The sequence below is a fragment of the Nocardia sp. NPDC057227 genome (assembly GCF_042669725.1).
In the GTDB taxonomy this organism is placed as follows: Bacteria; Actinomycetota; Actinomycetes; order Mycobacteriales; family Mycobacteriaceae; genus Nocardia; species Nocardia asteroides_A.
Genome location: NZ_JBHUXA010000012.1, coordinates 1 through 14,457 on the forward strand (window position 1 = coordinate 1; position 14,457 = coordinate 14,457).

Consider the following 14,457-nt stretch of genomic DNA (forward strand, 5'->3'; position numbering starts at 1 on the left):
CGGGAGCAGCACCGCTGCTCCCGCACACCGCAGCCACCGCCGCCCACCTAGCACAACTACTTCCATTCAGAATTAACACCCGCACCGCAACCCCGCAGCTCTCCCCTCCACAACCCACTGCTCCGCTACCCCTCCTCCACAGCCCTCCGTTCTCAAGCACACCTCTTGCATCCAGGGGTGTTGCAATCCGATAACGTCCTGCGGAATCACTCGAATACCCCAAAAATAGGAGAATTCGAGACCTTGAGAGCCGCCTGAAAAAGGCGCTCGATGGATGTATGACCGCGACGATCCACAAAGTCGTGGCAGGCAATGGCTACGAGTACTACCTGCGCAATATCGCCGCGCTCGACACCGACGCGCGCGGGCGCTCCGCGCTGGCCGACTACTACTCCGCACACGGCGAGTCCCCGGGGACTTGGTACGGCGCCGGACTGACCGCACTCGGCATCGTTTCGGGTGCGGAAGTAACCGAGTTGCAGATGGAATCGCTGTTCGGAATGGGCCGCCATCCCGACGCCGAACGCATCGAGGAGCACGCATTCGCCGTCGCGATCGCGGCCGGCGCGAGCTCTGAACAGGCCGACGAAACGGCCGACAAGGCGTCCCGGCTAGGCAATCCATACCGGGTCTACCGGGTCAATTCCAACTTCCAGAAACAGTGCGCCGAGGCTTTTCGGGAACACAATATCGATCACGGCAGCGACCCGGATGCCGCAATCCCTGATGCGGTCCGATCGCAGATTCGGACGCGCATCGCGTTCGACATGTTCGTCGACGAGTACAACCGGCCACCGATAGACGCACGGGAGTTATCGGGCTACACCGCGAAAATTTCGCGGCCCGCTGCGACTGCGGTTGCGGGTTTCGACCTCACTTTCTCGCCCGTGAAGTCGGTGTCCGCGTTGTGGGCGTTGGCCCCGTTGTCGATCGTGCGCAAGATCGAGGCAGCTCATCAGGCAGCGATCGATGACGCGCTGCGCTGGCTGCAGGAGCACGGAACCTTTACTCGGCTGGGTCGCAACGGGGTGCGGCAGGTCGATGTGGACGGCGTCGTCGCGGCCCGCTTCGCCCACCGCGACAGCCGTGCCGGAGACCCGGACCTGCACGAGCACATCCTCATCGCCAATCGGGTCCGCACCGCCGATGGGCGGTGGCGCACCCTCGACGGCGCCGCGCTCTACCGCGTGGTGGTCACGGTCTCCGAGATCTACAACACCCGCCTCGAGCACCATCTGGAGCAGTTGATCGGTGTCGAGTTCGCGGAGCGGCCGGGTACCGACCCCGGAAAGCGCCCGATCCGCGAGATCCTCGGTATTCCCGCGCAGCTGTTGCGGGCGTGGTCGCGTCGCGAGATCGAGATCCGGTCGCGGACCGGCGAGCTCGCCGCAGCCTTCCAGCACGAGCACGGCCGCGAACCTTCCTCGGCCGAAATCCGCGATCTGGCTCAGCGGGCGACCCTGGAAACCCGGCCCGCCAAGCACGGGTTGCGGTCCTTCACCGAGCAACGCCAGGCGTGGCGAGCCGAGGCAGCCACACTGCTGGGCGGGCGTGAAGTAGTCGCCGGGGTGGTCGAGGCAGCGCTTAATCCGATCCGACTGCGCCGGGTTTCGCCGACGCCGGGGTGGATCGCGGCGACCGCGAACCGGGTGCTGGAGGTCGTCGCCGAGCACCGCTCGACCTGGCGCGTAGCCAACATCCGCGCCGAGGTCGAGCGCCAGATCCGCGGCAAAGTCACGGGTGAGCAGTGGGAGTTGACAGCGCAAGCCGTGGTGGACGCGGCATTGGACCCAGCGCGGTCTGTGCTCTGCGGTGACCCCGACTTGGTCCTGGAGCCTGAACTCGGCATCGTCCCAGCGGTGCTGGCCCGCCACGACGGGGCCAGCGTCTACACCCCGGCCGGGACGCAGCTCTACACCTCGGCGGGGATTCTGGCGGCGGAGGCGGCGCTGATCGAGCTGTCCGTGCAGCCCGGCGGCCGGAGCCTCGCCCCCGACATCGTGACCACAGCGGTCCGCGACTACAACACCGCGAACCCGGAACGGCCGTTGCTGTCCGGGCAAGTGGAGGTGATCAAGGGCTTCGCCACCTCCGGGCTGGCCGTGCAATCCGCCAATGCTCCCGCCGGGTCGGGCAAGACCACCGCGATGGCCGTGCTCACCACCGCCTGGCACATCGAGGGCGGTACCGTCCTCGGACTCGCACCGACCGCGAACGCCGCCGCGGTGCTCCGGGATTCGATCGGCGCGCGTTGCGAGACCGTCGACAAACTCCTCGACGCCCTCACCCGCCACACCCCGCGCCCGGGTGATCCGGGGTGGGAACGCGAGATCCCACCGCCGCTGCCGCAGTGGATGCTCGACATCGACGAATCCACCCTGGTGATCGTCGACGAGCACGTGAAACTCGGCACCGGCAAACGCCTGCGCCTACTGCAATACCTGACCGAGCGCGGTGCGGCGGTGCGCTGCATCGGCGACGACCACCAGCTCCCGTCGATCGAGGCCGGCGGCGTGGACGCCGACATGGCCACCGCCGCACCCGAGCACGCACTCACCCTGACCCATGTGGTGCGCTTCGCCTCGAGCGCCGAAGCGACTGCGAGCCTCGGGTTGCGTGAGGGCGACCCGGCAGCGCTGGGCTGGTACCTCGACAACGGCCGCGTCCATGCCGGGCATCTCGGCACCGTCCACGACGACACCTACACTGCCTGGACCCGCGACCACACCGCCGGTCGGACAGCGATCATGCTGGCCGCCAACCACGAGACCGTCACCGCGCTCAACGACCGCGCCCGCACCGATCGACTCTCCGGCACAGAGCCCGGCCCAGAAGTCGTGCTCGCCGACGGGCTCTCGGCCAGCACCGGGGACACCGTCCGTACCCGCCGGAACAACCCGCGGCTGCGGTTCGGGGATCGGGACTGGGTGCGTAACGGCTACACCTGGACCGTCACCGCCGTCCACGACGACGGCGCGATCACCGCCCGCCACCACGCAGCCGGCGGCGCGAGCGTCCTGCTGCCGGGTGACTACGTCGCCGAACACGTCCGGCTCGGCTACGCCGCGACGATCGACTCAGCACAGGGCATCACCGCCGACTCCTGCCATGTCGCACTCACCGGCGCCGAATCCCGCCAACAGCTCTACGTCGCCATGACCCGCGGCGTGCATGCCAACCACCTCTACATCCCGACCGCGCTGGATGGCACCGAGGGCTCCTTCTACTCCGAACCTGCGCTCTTCCCGCGCACCGCCGTCGAGCTCCTGGCCCGCGTGCTCGACCGCGACGGTACCCAGAAATCCGCCCACACCCACCTACGCGACGCACTGGACCCGCACCGCCGGATCGCGCGTGCACTCGACATCTACCTCGACGTCCTCGGCTCGGCGGCCGAAAACGTGCTCGGCCCCGACGCCCTCGCCGGCCTGGACGCGGTCGCGGAATCGGTGCGCGCGCACCTCACCGACAGTTCCGCCTACCCGGTGTTACGGCAACACCTGGCGATGCTCGCCGCCACCGGCGCCGACCCGGTCGCCACACTTCGCGCGGCCGCCGCACTCCGCGAACTCGACACCGCCGCCGACCCGGCCGCGGTGCTGACCTGGCGGCTCGACCCCACCGGCACCGCCCCAGCAACCGGAAGCGGGCCGCTGCCCTGGGCGCCCGGCATCCCGGCCGGACTCGACACCGCTGCCACACAGGCCGATGCCCGCGCACGAATCGTGCGCGAACTCGCCGGCCAGATCCGCTCAGACACCACCACCTGGACCCCCACGACAGCGCCGGTCTGGGCGCGACCGCTGCTGCGGGCCGTTCCCGGTCTGCTCGCGGACCTCGCGGTATGGCGCGCCAGTCTCGGCGTCGGTGAACGCGACCCACGCCCGACCGGCCCGCCCCGCTACAGCCGCCTCGAACGCGAACACCAGCAGCAGCTCGACACCCGAGTGGAAGACGCTCTCGGTGATCTGGCTCGCCCGGCCACGCTGTGGGCCGAGATCGCCGGGCGGATCGAGGCGCGAATTCTTCGCGATCCGTATTGGCCGGTGGTAGCCGAGCGCATCGACCTCGCCGCCCGAACCGGAATCGACATCACCGGCCGACTCACCACTGCTGCCGAGCTGCGCCCACTGCCCGACGAGATGCCCGCCGCGGCCCTGTGGTCGCGCCTGGATCTCGACACCTCCGCCCTCGATGGCGGCAGCACCCTGCGCCCCGGCTGGGTCGACGAGCTACCCGATCTCCTCGGTCCCCGCGTCGCCGAGCAAGTCCTCGCCGACCCGGCGTGGCCGCGAGTCGTGGCCGCCGTCGATCGCGCCACCGGCACCGGCTGGGACCCGGCGAAAGTCATCGCCGCCGCCCACGAACTGCTCGTCACCGCCACCCCAGGCGACGGCACCGGGCTGCGCCCAGACCAGATCGCCGCCGCGCTCGCGTGGCGCATCGACGCCCTCACCCACCCCCACACCGACACCATCGCGCCCGAATTCGAGGAACCCATGCCCCCACTCGAACCCGAACCACCCGGCACCGCACTCACGCCCCCGAGCGGACACCGCGACCCCCGGGCACCCGAGCCGACCGCCGAGACCGATGATCCGGTCAGCGCGGACCTACGCGCGATCACCGCGCTGTTCCACACCGGCGCGATCGCCGAGGCGCGTGCGAAATATCAGCATCTCAGCACCGCGCTCTCGTCCGAACAGCACTGGGTCCTGAACCAGATCACCGACACCCTCTACCAGCTCGCCTTTCCCATCGCTCGCGCCCGCCTGCATCATGCCGCCCGCCAGTACCCGCAGCACCGCGAGCTCATCGAAGCCTGCATCCCCGTCATCGATCCAGGCCTGCACCAGCAGGACTCGACCACCACCCGCCGGCCTCGCGACCGCACCGTCGCGGCGCGCGACCACCGCAACCGCCGAGACCGCGGCCTCATCACCGACTCCCTCACCGACCGCCAGGAACGGGCCCGCCGCGACGAGCAGACCTACCATGACATCCGCGCCGGAGAAGACGACCAGCCCTACCTGCGCCCCGACTCCGAGCAGATCCGCACCGGCTCCGGGGCACCCGAGATCGCTCACATCGACCATCAGCACCCCCACCGGCGCCGCCCCGCCAGCTACCGGCGCGACGAAGCCCCCGACCCGGTCTCCGACGGCTACGCCCTCGACTACGACCACGCAGCCGCCGCCGCAGTCCGAGGACTGACGTGCGTCGAATGCGGAATCGAACGCCACCGCGCCGACACGATCCCGAGCCCACCGCGCCGCAGCGACGACGGACTCTGCCAATCCTGCCGCGACGACCATGCAGCGCCGATCCCCGACCACGATCCCGCCCGTCACCACCACGCCCGCGCGGACCACCTCGCCTCCACCAAACCACTGGCCACTGTGCACGCCATCCTGCGCCGCGATTGGCGATTCACCCCCGCCCCCGACCAGCGCGCCCAGATCGAAGCCTGGGTCCGCGCCCACCCAGTCCCCGACACCGAACCTCCCTACACCCCGCCCCAGCACGATCCGCTGTTCACGCTGACCGACGACGAACTCCACGCCCGCATCGAGGAACTCGAATACCGCCTCGCCCTCGCTGACACCTACACCGACCTCTACACCCCCACCCAGCCCGCGCCCGAAACCCAGCACCTCGATACCGCCGAACTACGCGCACGCCACCGCAAGGCCCAGGACGCCATCCGCACCTGCTACACCGCCGACGACCAGTTGACCGAAGCCAACCGCGCCCTGCATGCCACCCGCAGTCAGCTAGCCACCCTGCGCGAGCAACTCGACACCACCCCCGCCCGCCAGCGCCGCACCCGCCACGCGCGCCGGACCGAGGTCGAGGAACTCGTCAACGAACAGACCAAGCATGAGCAAGCACGAAGGCAGGCACGCGAACACGCTCGCGACGCACGCCGCCACGCCATCAGCCAAGCAGGACCACCCGACACCTGGGAACAAATCCTCACCACCAGCACCGACCAGATCACCGCCCCAGCCACCGCGCCTCACAGCACTGCAGCTGAATACCACCACGCGACAGAGGATTTTCTCGCCAGCACAGCCAACGACATCGACCGCCTCCGAACCGAGCAACAGCGCCGCCACAACCTCGACGCACGGCAGCGACGGATCGAACGCGACCTACGAACCCGACCTCGGGAAACCGCCGACCACACCGAACCGGACCAGCTGCCAGCTCGACCTGGCAGAGATACCGGACTCGGCCTGTAGACCCAAGCCGCCCTCACATAACGCTACCGAGCCAGCAAACGAAAGGCGGCCACTCACTCAACGATGCTGCCGGGAGTGGAACTGCCAGGCGTCGCTGACGATGGTGGCGAGATTGGTGTGCTCTGGTTTCCAGGCCAGTTCCCGGCGGGCTTTGTCGCTGGAGGCGATGCACACCGCAGGGTCACCCCGTCGGCGGTCCGCGGTGCGGACGGGGAAGTCGCTGCCGGTGACGGCGCGGACGGTGTCGAGGACTTCGCGGTTGGTGAAGCCTTCGCCGTTGCCGAGGTTGTAGATGTCGTGGCGGCCGGGCCGGGTGGCGTCGAGCGCGAGCAGGTGGGCGGTGGCGAGGTCGGTGACGTGGATGTAATCGCGGATGCAGGTGCCGTCGCGGGTCGGGTAGTCGGTCCCGTAGAGGGTGAATTCGGGTCGTTGCCCGCTCGCGGCCTGCAGCAGGATCGGGATGAGATGGGATTCGGGATCGTGGCGCTCGCCGAGGTGGATGCCGTCGGAGGTGAGGACGGCGCCAGCGGCGTTGAAGTAGCGCAGCGAGGTGGCGCCGAGGGTGCTGGAGGCGCCACACTCCCCCGCGATGAGCTGGTCGACTGTGGCCTTGGTCGCGGCATACGGGTTCCGGGGCCGGACTTCCGCGGTTTCGTCGAAGGCGGTGTGGCCGTCGCCGGTATACATCGACCCGGTCGAGGAGAAGATCAACCGAGGCACCCGCGCCGCGCGGATCGCGCGCAGAAGCGCGAGGCTGCCTTCGATGTTGTTGTGCCAGTACTTCTCCGGGTTGGTGACGGATTCGGCGACCTCGATGCTGGCGGCGAAGTGCAGGACCCCGTCGAACCCGGCATCGGGGGTGAGGACCTCGGCGACCCGGTGGACCGACAGCTGGTGGAAGGTCGCGGCGGAGGGGAGGTTGGTGGCGTAGCCGGTGGACAGGTCGTCGATGATCTCGACCTGGTGTCCGGCCGCGACGAGTTGGTGGGCGACGACGGATCCAATGTAGCCGGCGCCGCCGGTGACGAGGAGCTTCACGCGCGTCGAGTTCCTCTCTGAGACGGTGGTTATCGGACAATAGCGGTGGCGACGATGTAGCCCTTGGGGTCGCGCCAGCGGAGTCCGGGGTGCGCGTGGAACCAGTCGTGGATGTCGGTGGTCACCGCGTCGAGGATGGTCTCCCGGTGTGGGCTGGCGGGGTCGATGCCGCAGAAGGAGAACAGTGCCTCGGCGAAGCGGATCAGGGGTGCTGGGGTGTCGAAGACCAGGGCGTTTTCACACCGGTCGGTCCGGACCTCGCCGAAGACCTCGCCCATCATCGCCGACAGGGTCATGGAGTTCACGTCGTTGACCATGCCCGCGACGGGGGCGAGGCCGTGCTCGGCGGCCCGGTCGAGGACGAGCCGGCGGGTGCGGGCACAGGTAGCGGGGTGGTTGACACTGATCGCGACACGTCCGCCGGGGCGGGTGATCCGTTCCAGCTCGCGCAGGGCCTTGTCCGGGTCGGGGACGTGGTAGAGCATGTGGCGGGCGGTGACAGCGTCGAATTCGTCGTCGGCGAAGGGCAGGGCTTCAGCGTCGCCGGTGACGGCTTGGACGCCGGGGATCGCGGCGACGGCGGTGACCATGGCGGTGGAGTTGTCCACCCCGACCAGGCGGCCGCGGTGGCCGTGCTGGATGAGGTGGGCGAGGAAGCGTCCGTCACCGCAGCCGATGTCGGCCAGCGCTTCACTCCCGGTGAGTTCGAGTGGGGCGGCAACCGTGGTGAGGGGGTCGTCGGGGTGTTCGCTGTGGCGGGCGTGGGTGTCGATGCGGACCTGCAGTGGGCTGGTGGTGGCGTATTCCGCGGTCAGGGTGGGGCCGGTCGCGGTCATGGGCGGGTGTCCTCCTGGGCGTCGGGTTCGGCTCGGTGGTGCAGGTGTCCGGCTGCCATGGTCAGGATCGGGGTGCTCAGCGCGGTGAGATCGTGGGCCGGGTCGCCGGGGACCGCGATGAGGTCGGCTCCGAGTCCGGCGGTGAGCGTACCGGTGAGATGGCCGATCCGGAGCGCATCGGCCGCACCGCTCGTAGCGAGGTCGATGACCTCGGCCGGGGTGAGGCCGAGGTCGAGGTACGCCGGTAGCGACTGCGGGTAGCGACCGGGCGGGGTGTGCGGGATCCCGGCGTCGCTGCCGGGCACCAGCCGGATACCGGCGTCGAGCATGACCCGCAGGTGCTCGCGGCGTACCGCCCAGGGCAGTCGTCCGGTCGCGGTGCGGGCGAGGTGGTTGATGGTCGGGCAGACCGGGATGTCCCGGGCAGCGATCTCGCGGACCAGGCCGGGGTCGAGGTCGAACCCGGTCGCGGTCATCCAGGTGCAGTGCTCGATCGAGTCGACCCCTGCGGTGACCGCTTGCCGGATCCCGGCGGTGCCGTGGGCGTGCGCGGCCACGGGCAGCCCGTGGTCGTGGGCGGCCTCGACCGCGGCACGGATCTGGGCATCGGTGAACTGCGGCTCGTAGGGCGAACTCGCTCCGCTGGTGGTGAATCCGCCGGTGATCATGACCTTGATCCAGTCCGCGCCGTGCAGGGTGTTGACCTCGACGAGGTTGCGGATGGCGGTGCAGGTGTCCATGGCGCCGCCGAGTGTGTGGCAGTGCCCGCCCGGCACGGTGAGTGGGATGGTGGCGGTCAGCACCCGCGGTCTCGGGTTGGTCTGTGTGAGGGTGTCGATGTCGACGTAGCGGGGCGCGCCGAGGTCGCGCACGGTGGTGACGCCCGCGGTGAGCAGCTCGGTGAGCCCGCTGCGGATGGTGGCGGCGACCTCGCGCCACGCGAGCGGCCCGCTCGCGGTCGGCGGGACGGTGGCACCGCCGAAGGCCAGGTGGACGTGGGCGTCGACGAGGCCGGGCAGGACGGTCGCTTCGGGCAGGTCGATCCGCATCACCTCCGGGGTGTTCCAGGCTGGGGGCAGATCGGTGGCCGGTCCGGCCCAGGCGATCCTGCCGTGGTCGATGGCCACGGCGCCGGGTGCGTGGACGGCACCATGGCCGGTGCGCACGCGGGCTGCGGTGATGACGCGCGTTGTCACGACGGCCGCCGCGCGGTGTGGCGGTCGGGGTCGGCGAACATCTCGATCACCAGCGTTCCCGGCGTGACGACGGCCGAGTGCGGCTCCTGGTCATTCAAGCTGAAACTTCCTCCTTCGCAGATGGTCTGGGTGCTGGTGGCGGTGGTGAGGTCGACTTGGCCGGTGATGACCACGCCGATCTGGGGGCCGTGCTGGTGGCGCGGCACGCGCGCCCCGCTCGCGAAGTGCCAGAACACGACTTGGCCGTGCGCACCGGCAAGCAGGTAGCCGCGGCTGCCGGGGAACGGGCTGTCGACGACGGGCAGCATTCGCACCCAGTCTGGCCATTCATCCATGCCGGTGCGTCGATCCTGTCGAACTGGCCGTAGAGGTCGGGCCGGTGTAGGTGGTGACGGGGCAGGCGCCGAAGTTGTGCGGGCCCAGGTGGTGGTAGTAGTCGGCGCGCAGGCGCTGCAGGCGCGCCCGGAGCACTCGGTCGGGGTGGCCGGTGCAGCGTCCGAACTCCGACGGCGAGATCGCGGCCAGCGCATCGAGGTCGGCGAGCGCAGTGGGCACGGTGTCTCGGTCGATCGCGGTCAGGGTGACGTGCAGGGCCGCGGCGGCCGCGCACCGGAACCGAGGCGGGCCGTACAGGATAAACGTGGCGGCAAGGATCGCGCGCTGGAAGCCGTCGAGCAGATGGATCCCGGCCGGGACGGTGTGCAGCCCGGTCAGCAGGGCGGGGTGGGTGGCGGCGGTGCCGAACAGATGCGCGGCGGCGGTGAGGACCAGCTCGTAGGTATGGGCGGGAGCGAGCGGCATCGGGTGGCTCTGTTCGCGGGCGCCCACCAGCGCTGCGACCTCGGCAGAACCCAATACCGCGGATGCCCGCCGGTCGGTGATCAGGCTGCTGTAACGCTGTGGGCCACGCGGCTGCCCGCCGCTGCAGGTCAAGGCGCGCAGCGCTTCCAGTGCCGTCTTTGTCTGCCACGGGCTCGCACCCGGCGGGTGGTCGGGGCAGTAGATCCGCGCGAGCTGGTGGGTCAGCCCCTCCATGCCTTCGCGAAGGCCGATGCGCGAGTTCGCGAGCCCGACGGGGATGGGTCCGGCCAAAGGCCGGGCCGCCGCATGGTGCAGGTCGGCGCCGAACCTGCCCGTGACCCGCCCCAGGTCCTGGCGGGCGACGGTGAACACGGTGCTGTCGATGTCGGGGTGCGCCGCCAGCACCGCGCGGGTGAACCGCTCGACCTGCCCGAGTTCGTCGTGGCCGTCGCAGATGGCGACCAGATCGGCGTCCGACCCGAGCCGGTAGTCCGTGCCGGTGCGCCGCAGGGCGGGTTCGCCGCGCGCCAGCGACCCGGAGACGCAGACGCTGGCGTGCTCGCCGAGGTGGCGGCGGGCCTGGTCACGCACGGTGCGCACGTAGCCTGCGAGGTGCCCGGCGACCTTCTGGCGGGCTGCAGGCGGGATGGTGGCAGTATGGGAGAACCAGTCGAGGTCGGTCACGGGCAGCGCCTGGTCGCGTCGATGATGGCCGACATCTCCCGTCCGCCGAGGTCGAGTTCCATTGCCCGCGAGAATGTTTCATCTGCGGCGGTGATCAATGGGGCGGGGTGCCCGTCGAGGGCGGTCACGGTGTGGCGGAGGTCTTTGGCGAGCACGGCCACCGAGCAGTCGGTCGGTGGGTGCTCGCCGGTCAGCATCGCCACGCCGTAGGCGTCGGCGACCGGCGCGGCCCATCCGTACCGTGACCACACCTCCAACAACTGCCCGGTGTCGAGGCCCGACGCCTGGGCGGCGGTGAGAGTTTCGGCCAGTCCGGTCAGGATCACCGCGGCAAGGGCGTTGTTCAGCAGCTTAGTCGTCGCCGTGGCCCGGGCGTCGCCCGTTGCCACCACCTCCGCGGCGACGGTCCGCAACCACGGCTCCGCGGCGGCGAGGTCCTCAGCGCTACCCGCGGTGAACGCCACCAATGTCCCGTTAAGCGCGCCTGCCCGGCTGCCGGTGACCGGCGCCAGCACCGGCCGCGCACCGGCCGCCACAGCCTCACGCATCCAGTGCTCGGCGTAGCCCGGCGACAGCGTCGAGGATTCGATCACCACGGCGCCCCGCGCGGCGGCCAAGGCGCCCCCGGGGCCGAACCACACCGCCGCACTCGCAGCGTCGTCGTGGACGAACGACCACACCACCTCGCCTTCTTCGGCGGCCTGGGCAGGGGTAGCGCACAGGACGGCGGGGCCGTCGATCGCGTCGAGTGTGCGGTTGTAGCGGCGCAACTCGAACCCGTGGGCGTCCAGGCGGGCGGCGACAGCGTTGGCCATGATCCCGGCGCCGAGCAGCGCGGCAGCGCGGGGTTCACTCATCAATATCGTCCTTACCGTAGAGCAGCCATACCATGGTCGGCTGCCACTCGAAGCGGACCTCGAGCTGCGGGTAGCGGGCGGCGACGTCGACCGAGGCGATGCACGCCTGGACCTCGCCGTGGGCGGCGGCGCGGGCGGCCAGTGGCTTGGCGGTGACCGGTACCAGCCGCGCGCCCGAGGCGTAGCGGGCGGCGAAGACCCGGGTCGCGGGATGGGCGGCCACCGTCGTCACCGGCGCGCCGGGGGCCAGATCGCGGCGGACGGCCAAGCACATCGGCTTGGTCAGGCTCTCCCAGCACCGGTGCAACCGCAAGGTTCCGGTGTGGGCGAAGTGCTGATCGGCCCAGGAGTCCACCGCCCGCTCGCGCGCATCAAGGGCCAGGTACCCGGCCGCTACCAGCGCCCGCACCCCGCCCACGGTGGCTGCATTCATCGCCTCGGCGAAGGAATCGACCAACCGCACCGTCGAACTATGTTTGCGCGCTTCAGTTTCGGCGTCGGTCCCGGCCGGGCCGAGGGTCACGATCGGGGTATCGGCGACGGACCCCGCCGGTACCTGTTCCTCCATGCTGATGGCGCCGTTCGGGCAGCACGCGGCTGCGGCCCGTGCCTGCTCCATGCTCACCGGGTTGTCGGCGGCGGTGGCGATACCGTCGGCCAAGCGCACGTGCTCGCCGAGGATCGGCAGGCAGACCCCGGTGCCCGCACAACGGGCGGGGTCGATAGTCAGGCCGGTGTCCACGTGACCTCCAACCGCTCCAGCGAACGCACCACCCGCCCGCGCCGCCAACTCCCGGTGTCGGCAAGATCGGCCAGGCGCAGCCCCGGTAACCGTGTGACCAGGACCTCCAGAGCAATTCGTGCTTCCAGCCGTGCCAGGCCCGCGCCGACGCAGTAGTGCGTGCCGTGCCCGAAAGCCAGATGCGCGACCCGGGAGCCGCGATCCAGGACGAGAGTGTCCGGGTCGGCGAACACCAGCGGGTCGCGCCCGGCAGCGTGCATGGCCGGGATGACCGCTTCCCCGGCGCGCACCAGCACCGGGCCCAGCTGCACATCGTCGGTGGCGACCCGGGTGAAACCCCCGCCAACACCGACCGGCACGAACCGCAACAGCTCCTCCACCGCCGCCGGGATCAACTCCGGCCGCGCAACCAGCGATCGGTAGAGGCGCGGGTCGCGCAGCAGTGCGAACAGCGCGCTGGACAGGAACACCGCCGGTGATCCGCGCCCGCCGATCAGGCAGGCGATGATCAGATTCGCGACTTCCTCGTCGAGCTCCGGAGACTCCCCCACCCTGCCGAACAATCCCGTCGGGTTCTGCGCGGCGATCGCCCGCGTCAGCGACTCGAACTCCGCCCGCGCCTCAGCCTGCGACTCCGCCGTCGCATCCCGGGCCGTCAACGCATCGCCCAACGCGAAGACCCGCTCGCGGAACTGCTCGGCGACGTCGAAGAGCTCGCACACGACCACGGCGGCGAACGGATCGGTGAACCCGGCAACGAGGTCGACGCGCCGGCCGGTGGTGCCGAGGTCGTCGACCAGCCGATGCGCGAGCACCGATATCGCCGGGGCCATCGCGGCGATCCGGCGTGGGCTGAACAGCGGCGCGATCAGCAGACGCAGCCGGGTGTGCCGGGGCGGATCGCTCGCAAGGATCGCGGCAGTGGGCAGCACCTCGGTCGACAGCCGCGCCACCTGCGCCCGGTTCGCCTGCTCACGCGAGAACCGTGGATCAGCCAGCACTTGGCGCACCAGCGCGTGATCGGTTACCAGCCAGCCGCGCGCACCGCTGGGCAGCTCCACCGCCGCGACCGGACCGGCACGACGGTAGTCCGGCTCCAGGTCCAGAGTGTGAACGTCGCCGAACGGATACCGCTGCGCCGGGCACGCGGTCAACGATTCCTCCGTCGTCATTGCTGTGCCTGCTCTCCGGGGCGTTGCCCGGCCGTGCGGGCAGGGACGCGGGCCACCGCCGAGTAGAAGGAGACACGCTTGTCCCGGAAGGAAGTGCCGGTGCTTGGTTCGGAGCGCTCGGTGCTGGTGAGGCGGAGTTCGGGCTCGGGCTCGGCCGGGTGCCATCGGTGCGGGGGCGTGATGTTCGGTTCGATCAAGTCGAGGCCGGTGAAGAAGCGCGCGATCTCATCGCGGGTCCGGGTGCGGACCTCGATGCCGCGGTTTCGGTAGACCTCGGCGGCCGCGGCGGTGCCCTTGGGGTCGAAGTCGCCGGTGGCGTGGGTGATGAGCACGTATGAGCCTTCGGCGAAAGCGCTCAGCAGGGTGTTCACCAGCTCATACGGGCGGTGGTGGTCGCCGATGAAGTGCAGGATCGCGATCAGCGAGAGCGCGACCGGCCGCGACAGGTCCAGCGTCGCGGACAGTTCAGGGGCGTTCAGGATCGATTCCGGCCGGGTGAGGTCGGCGTCCAGGTAGGCGGTGCGACCGGCCGGGGTGCTGGTGAGCAGGGCGCGGGCGTGGGTCAGCACGATCGGGTCGTTGTCGACATAGAGCACCCGCGCCCGCGGCACCACCGATTGCACGACCTGGTGCAGGTTCGGCTCGGTAGGCAGCCCGGTGCCGATATCGAGGAACTGATCCACCCCCTGCTCGGCCAGGTACCGGACAGCGCGGACCATGAACGCTCGGTTCGTGCGCGCGGCGTACTCGATGTGGGGGAAGACGAGTTTGACCGCGTCGGCGGCTTGCTGGTCGACGGGGTAGTTGTCCTTGCCGCCCAGGTAGTAGTCATACATTCGGGCGCTATGCGCCGCGTTCGCATCGAGACCGGGCCGATGGGTCACCG

Annotated in this window: 10 protein-coding genes; 1 reads left to right on the plus strand and 9 read right to left on the minus strand. The window is 70.2% G+C overall.

Going from position 1 to position 14,457, the window contains the following annotated elements; translation table 11 throughout:
* Positions 1-278 precede the first annotated feature (278 nt).
* Positions 279-6,245 (plus strand): MobF family relaxase, encoded by a 5,967-nt coding sequence (gene mobF / locus ACFUJ1_RS18035; RefSeq protein ID WP_378646936.1) that lies wholly within the window; start codon positions 279-281, stop codon positions 6,243-6,245.
* 57 nt (positions 6,246-6,302) lie between these two features.
* On the opposite strand, the gene galE is transcribed toward mobF, so the two are convergent.
* The 9 genes from galE to ACFUJ1_RS18080 are packed head-to-tail and all read right to left on the minus strand — an operon-like array spanning position 6,303 to position 14,455.
* The gene (gene galE / locus ACFUJ1_RS18040) at positions 6,303-7,283 is read right to left on the minus strand and encodes a UDP-glucose 4-epimerase GalE (RefSeq protein ID WP_378646938.1); all 981 of its coding nucleotides are present in this window, start codon (positions 7,281-7,283) and stop codon (positions 6,303-6,305) included.
* A 29-nt stretch (positions 7,284-7,312) separates the two neighbouring features.
* Positions 7,313-8,119 carry a class I SAM-dependent methyltransferase gene (locus ACFUJ1_RS18045; protein WP_378646940.1) on the minus strand — a complete coding sequence of 269 codons (807 nt, stop codon included), beginning with the start codon at positions 8,117-8,119 and terminating at the stop codon, positions 7,313-7,315.
* Positions 8,116-9,315: an amidohydrolase family protein gene (locus tag ACFUJ1_RS18050; RefSeq protein ID WP_378646942.1), complete on the minus strand. Its 1,200-nt coding sequence runs from the start codon at positions 9,313-9,315 to the stop codon at positions 8,116-8,118. The genes ACFUJ1_RS18045 and ACFUJ1_RS18050 overlap by 4 nt, the downstream gene beginning before the upstream one ends.
* A complete protein-coding gene (locus ACFUJ1_RS18055) occupies positions 9,312-9,623 on the minus strand; it encodes a hypothetical protein (RefSeq protein ID WP_378646944.1) in 312 nt (103 codons plus the stop codon). The genes ACFUJ1_RS18050 and ACFUJ1_RS18055 overlap by 4 nt, the downstream gene beginning before the upstream one ends.
* 19 nt (positions 9,624-9,642) lie before the next feature.
* Complete coding sequence (locus ACFUJ1_RS18060; RefSeq protein ID WP_378646945.1) at positions 9,643-10,800, minus strand: hypothetical protein; 1,158 nt, start codon at positions 10,798-10,800, stop codon at positions 9,643-9,645.
* Entirely contained in the window at positions 10,797-11,657 is an 861-nt protein-coding gene (locus ACFUJ1_RS18065) for an NAD(P)-dependent oxidoreductase (protein ID WP_378646947.1), read from the minus strand. Before ACFUJ1_RS18065 ends, ACFUJ1_RS18060 begins: the two co-directional genes overlap by 4 nt.
* A complete protein-coding gene (locus ACFUJ1_RS18070) occupies positions 11,650-12,399 on the minus strand; it encodes a ferredoxin (RefSeq protein ID WP_378646949.1) in 750 nt (249 codons plus the stop codon). Before ACFUJ1_RS18070 ends, ACFUJ1_RS18065 begins: the two co-directional genes overlap by 8 nt.
* Positions 12,384-13,571, minus strand: a complete 1,188-nt coding sequence (locus ACFUJ1_RS18075; protein ID WP_378646951.1) for a cytochrome P450 — start codon at positions 13,569-13,571, stop codon at positions 12,384-12,386. Before ACFUJ1_RS18075 ends, ACFUJ1_RS18070 begins: the two co-directional genes overlap by 16 nt.
* Positions 13,568-14,455 (minus strand): SAM-dependent methyltransferase, encoded by an 888-nt coding sequence (locus ACFUJ1_RS18080; protein WP_378646953.1) that lies wholly within the window; start codon positions 14,453-14,455, stop codon positions 13,568-13,570. Before ACFUJ1_RS18080 ends, ACFUJ1_RS18075 begins: the two co-directional genes overlap by 4 nt.
* Positions 14,456-14,457 lie beyond the last annotated feature (2 nt).

Excerpts from the sequence above, each read along its gene's own strand:
- mobF (WP_378646936.1), top strand. The coding sequence starts at position 279 with ATGACCGCGACGATCCACAAAGTCGTGGCAGGCAATGGCTACGAGTAC.
- ACFUJ1_RS18045 (WP_378646940.1), bottom strand. The coding sequence starts at position 8,119 with ATGACCGCGACCGGCCCCACCCTGACCGCGGAATACGCCACCACCAGC.
- ACFUJ1_RS18055 (WP_378646944.1), bottom strand. The coding sequence starts at position 9,623 with ATGCTGCCCGTCGTCGACAGCCCGTTCCCCGGCAGCCGCGGCTACCTG.
- ACFUJ1_RS18065 (WP_378646947.1), bottom strand. The coding sequence starts at position 11,657 with ATGAGTGAACCCCGCGCTGCCGCGCTGCTCGGCGCCGGGATCATGGCC.
- ACFUJ1_RS18075 (WP_378646951.1), bottom strand. The coding sequence starts at position 13,571 with ATGACGACGGAGGAATCGTTGACCGCGTGCCCGGCGCAGCGGTATCCG.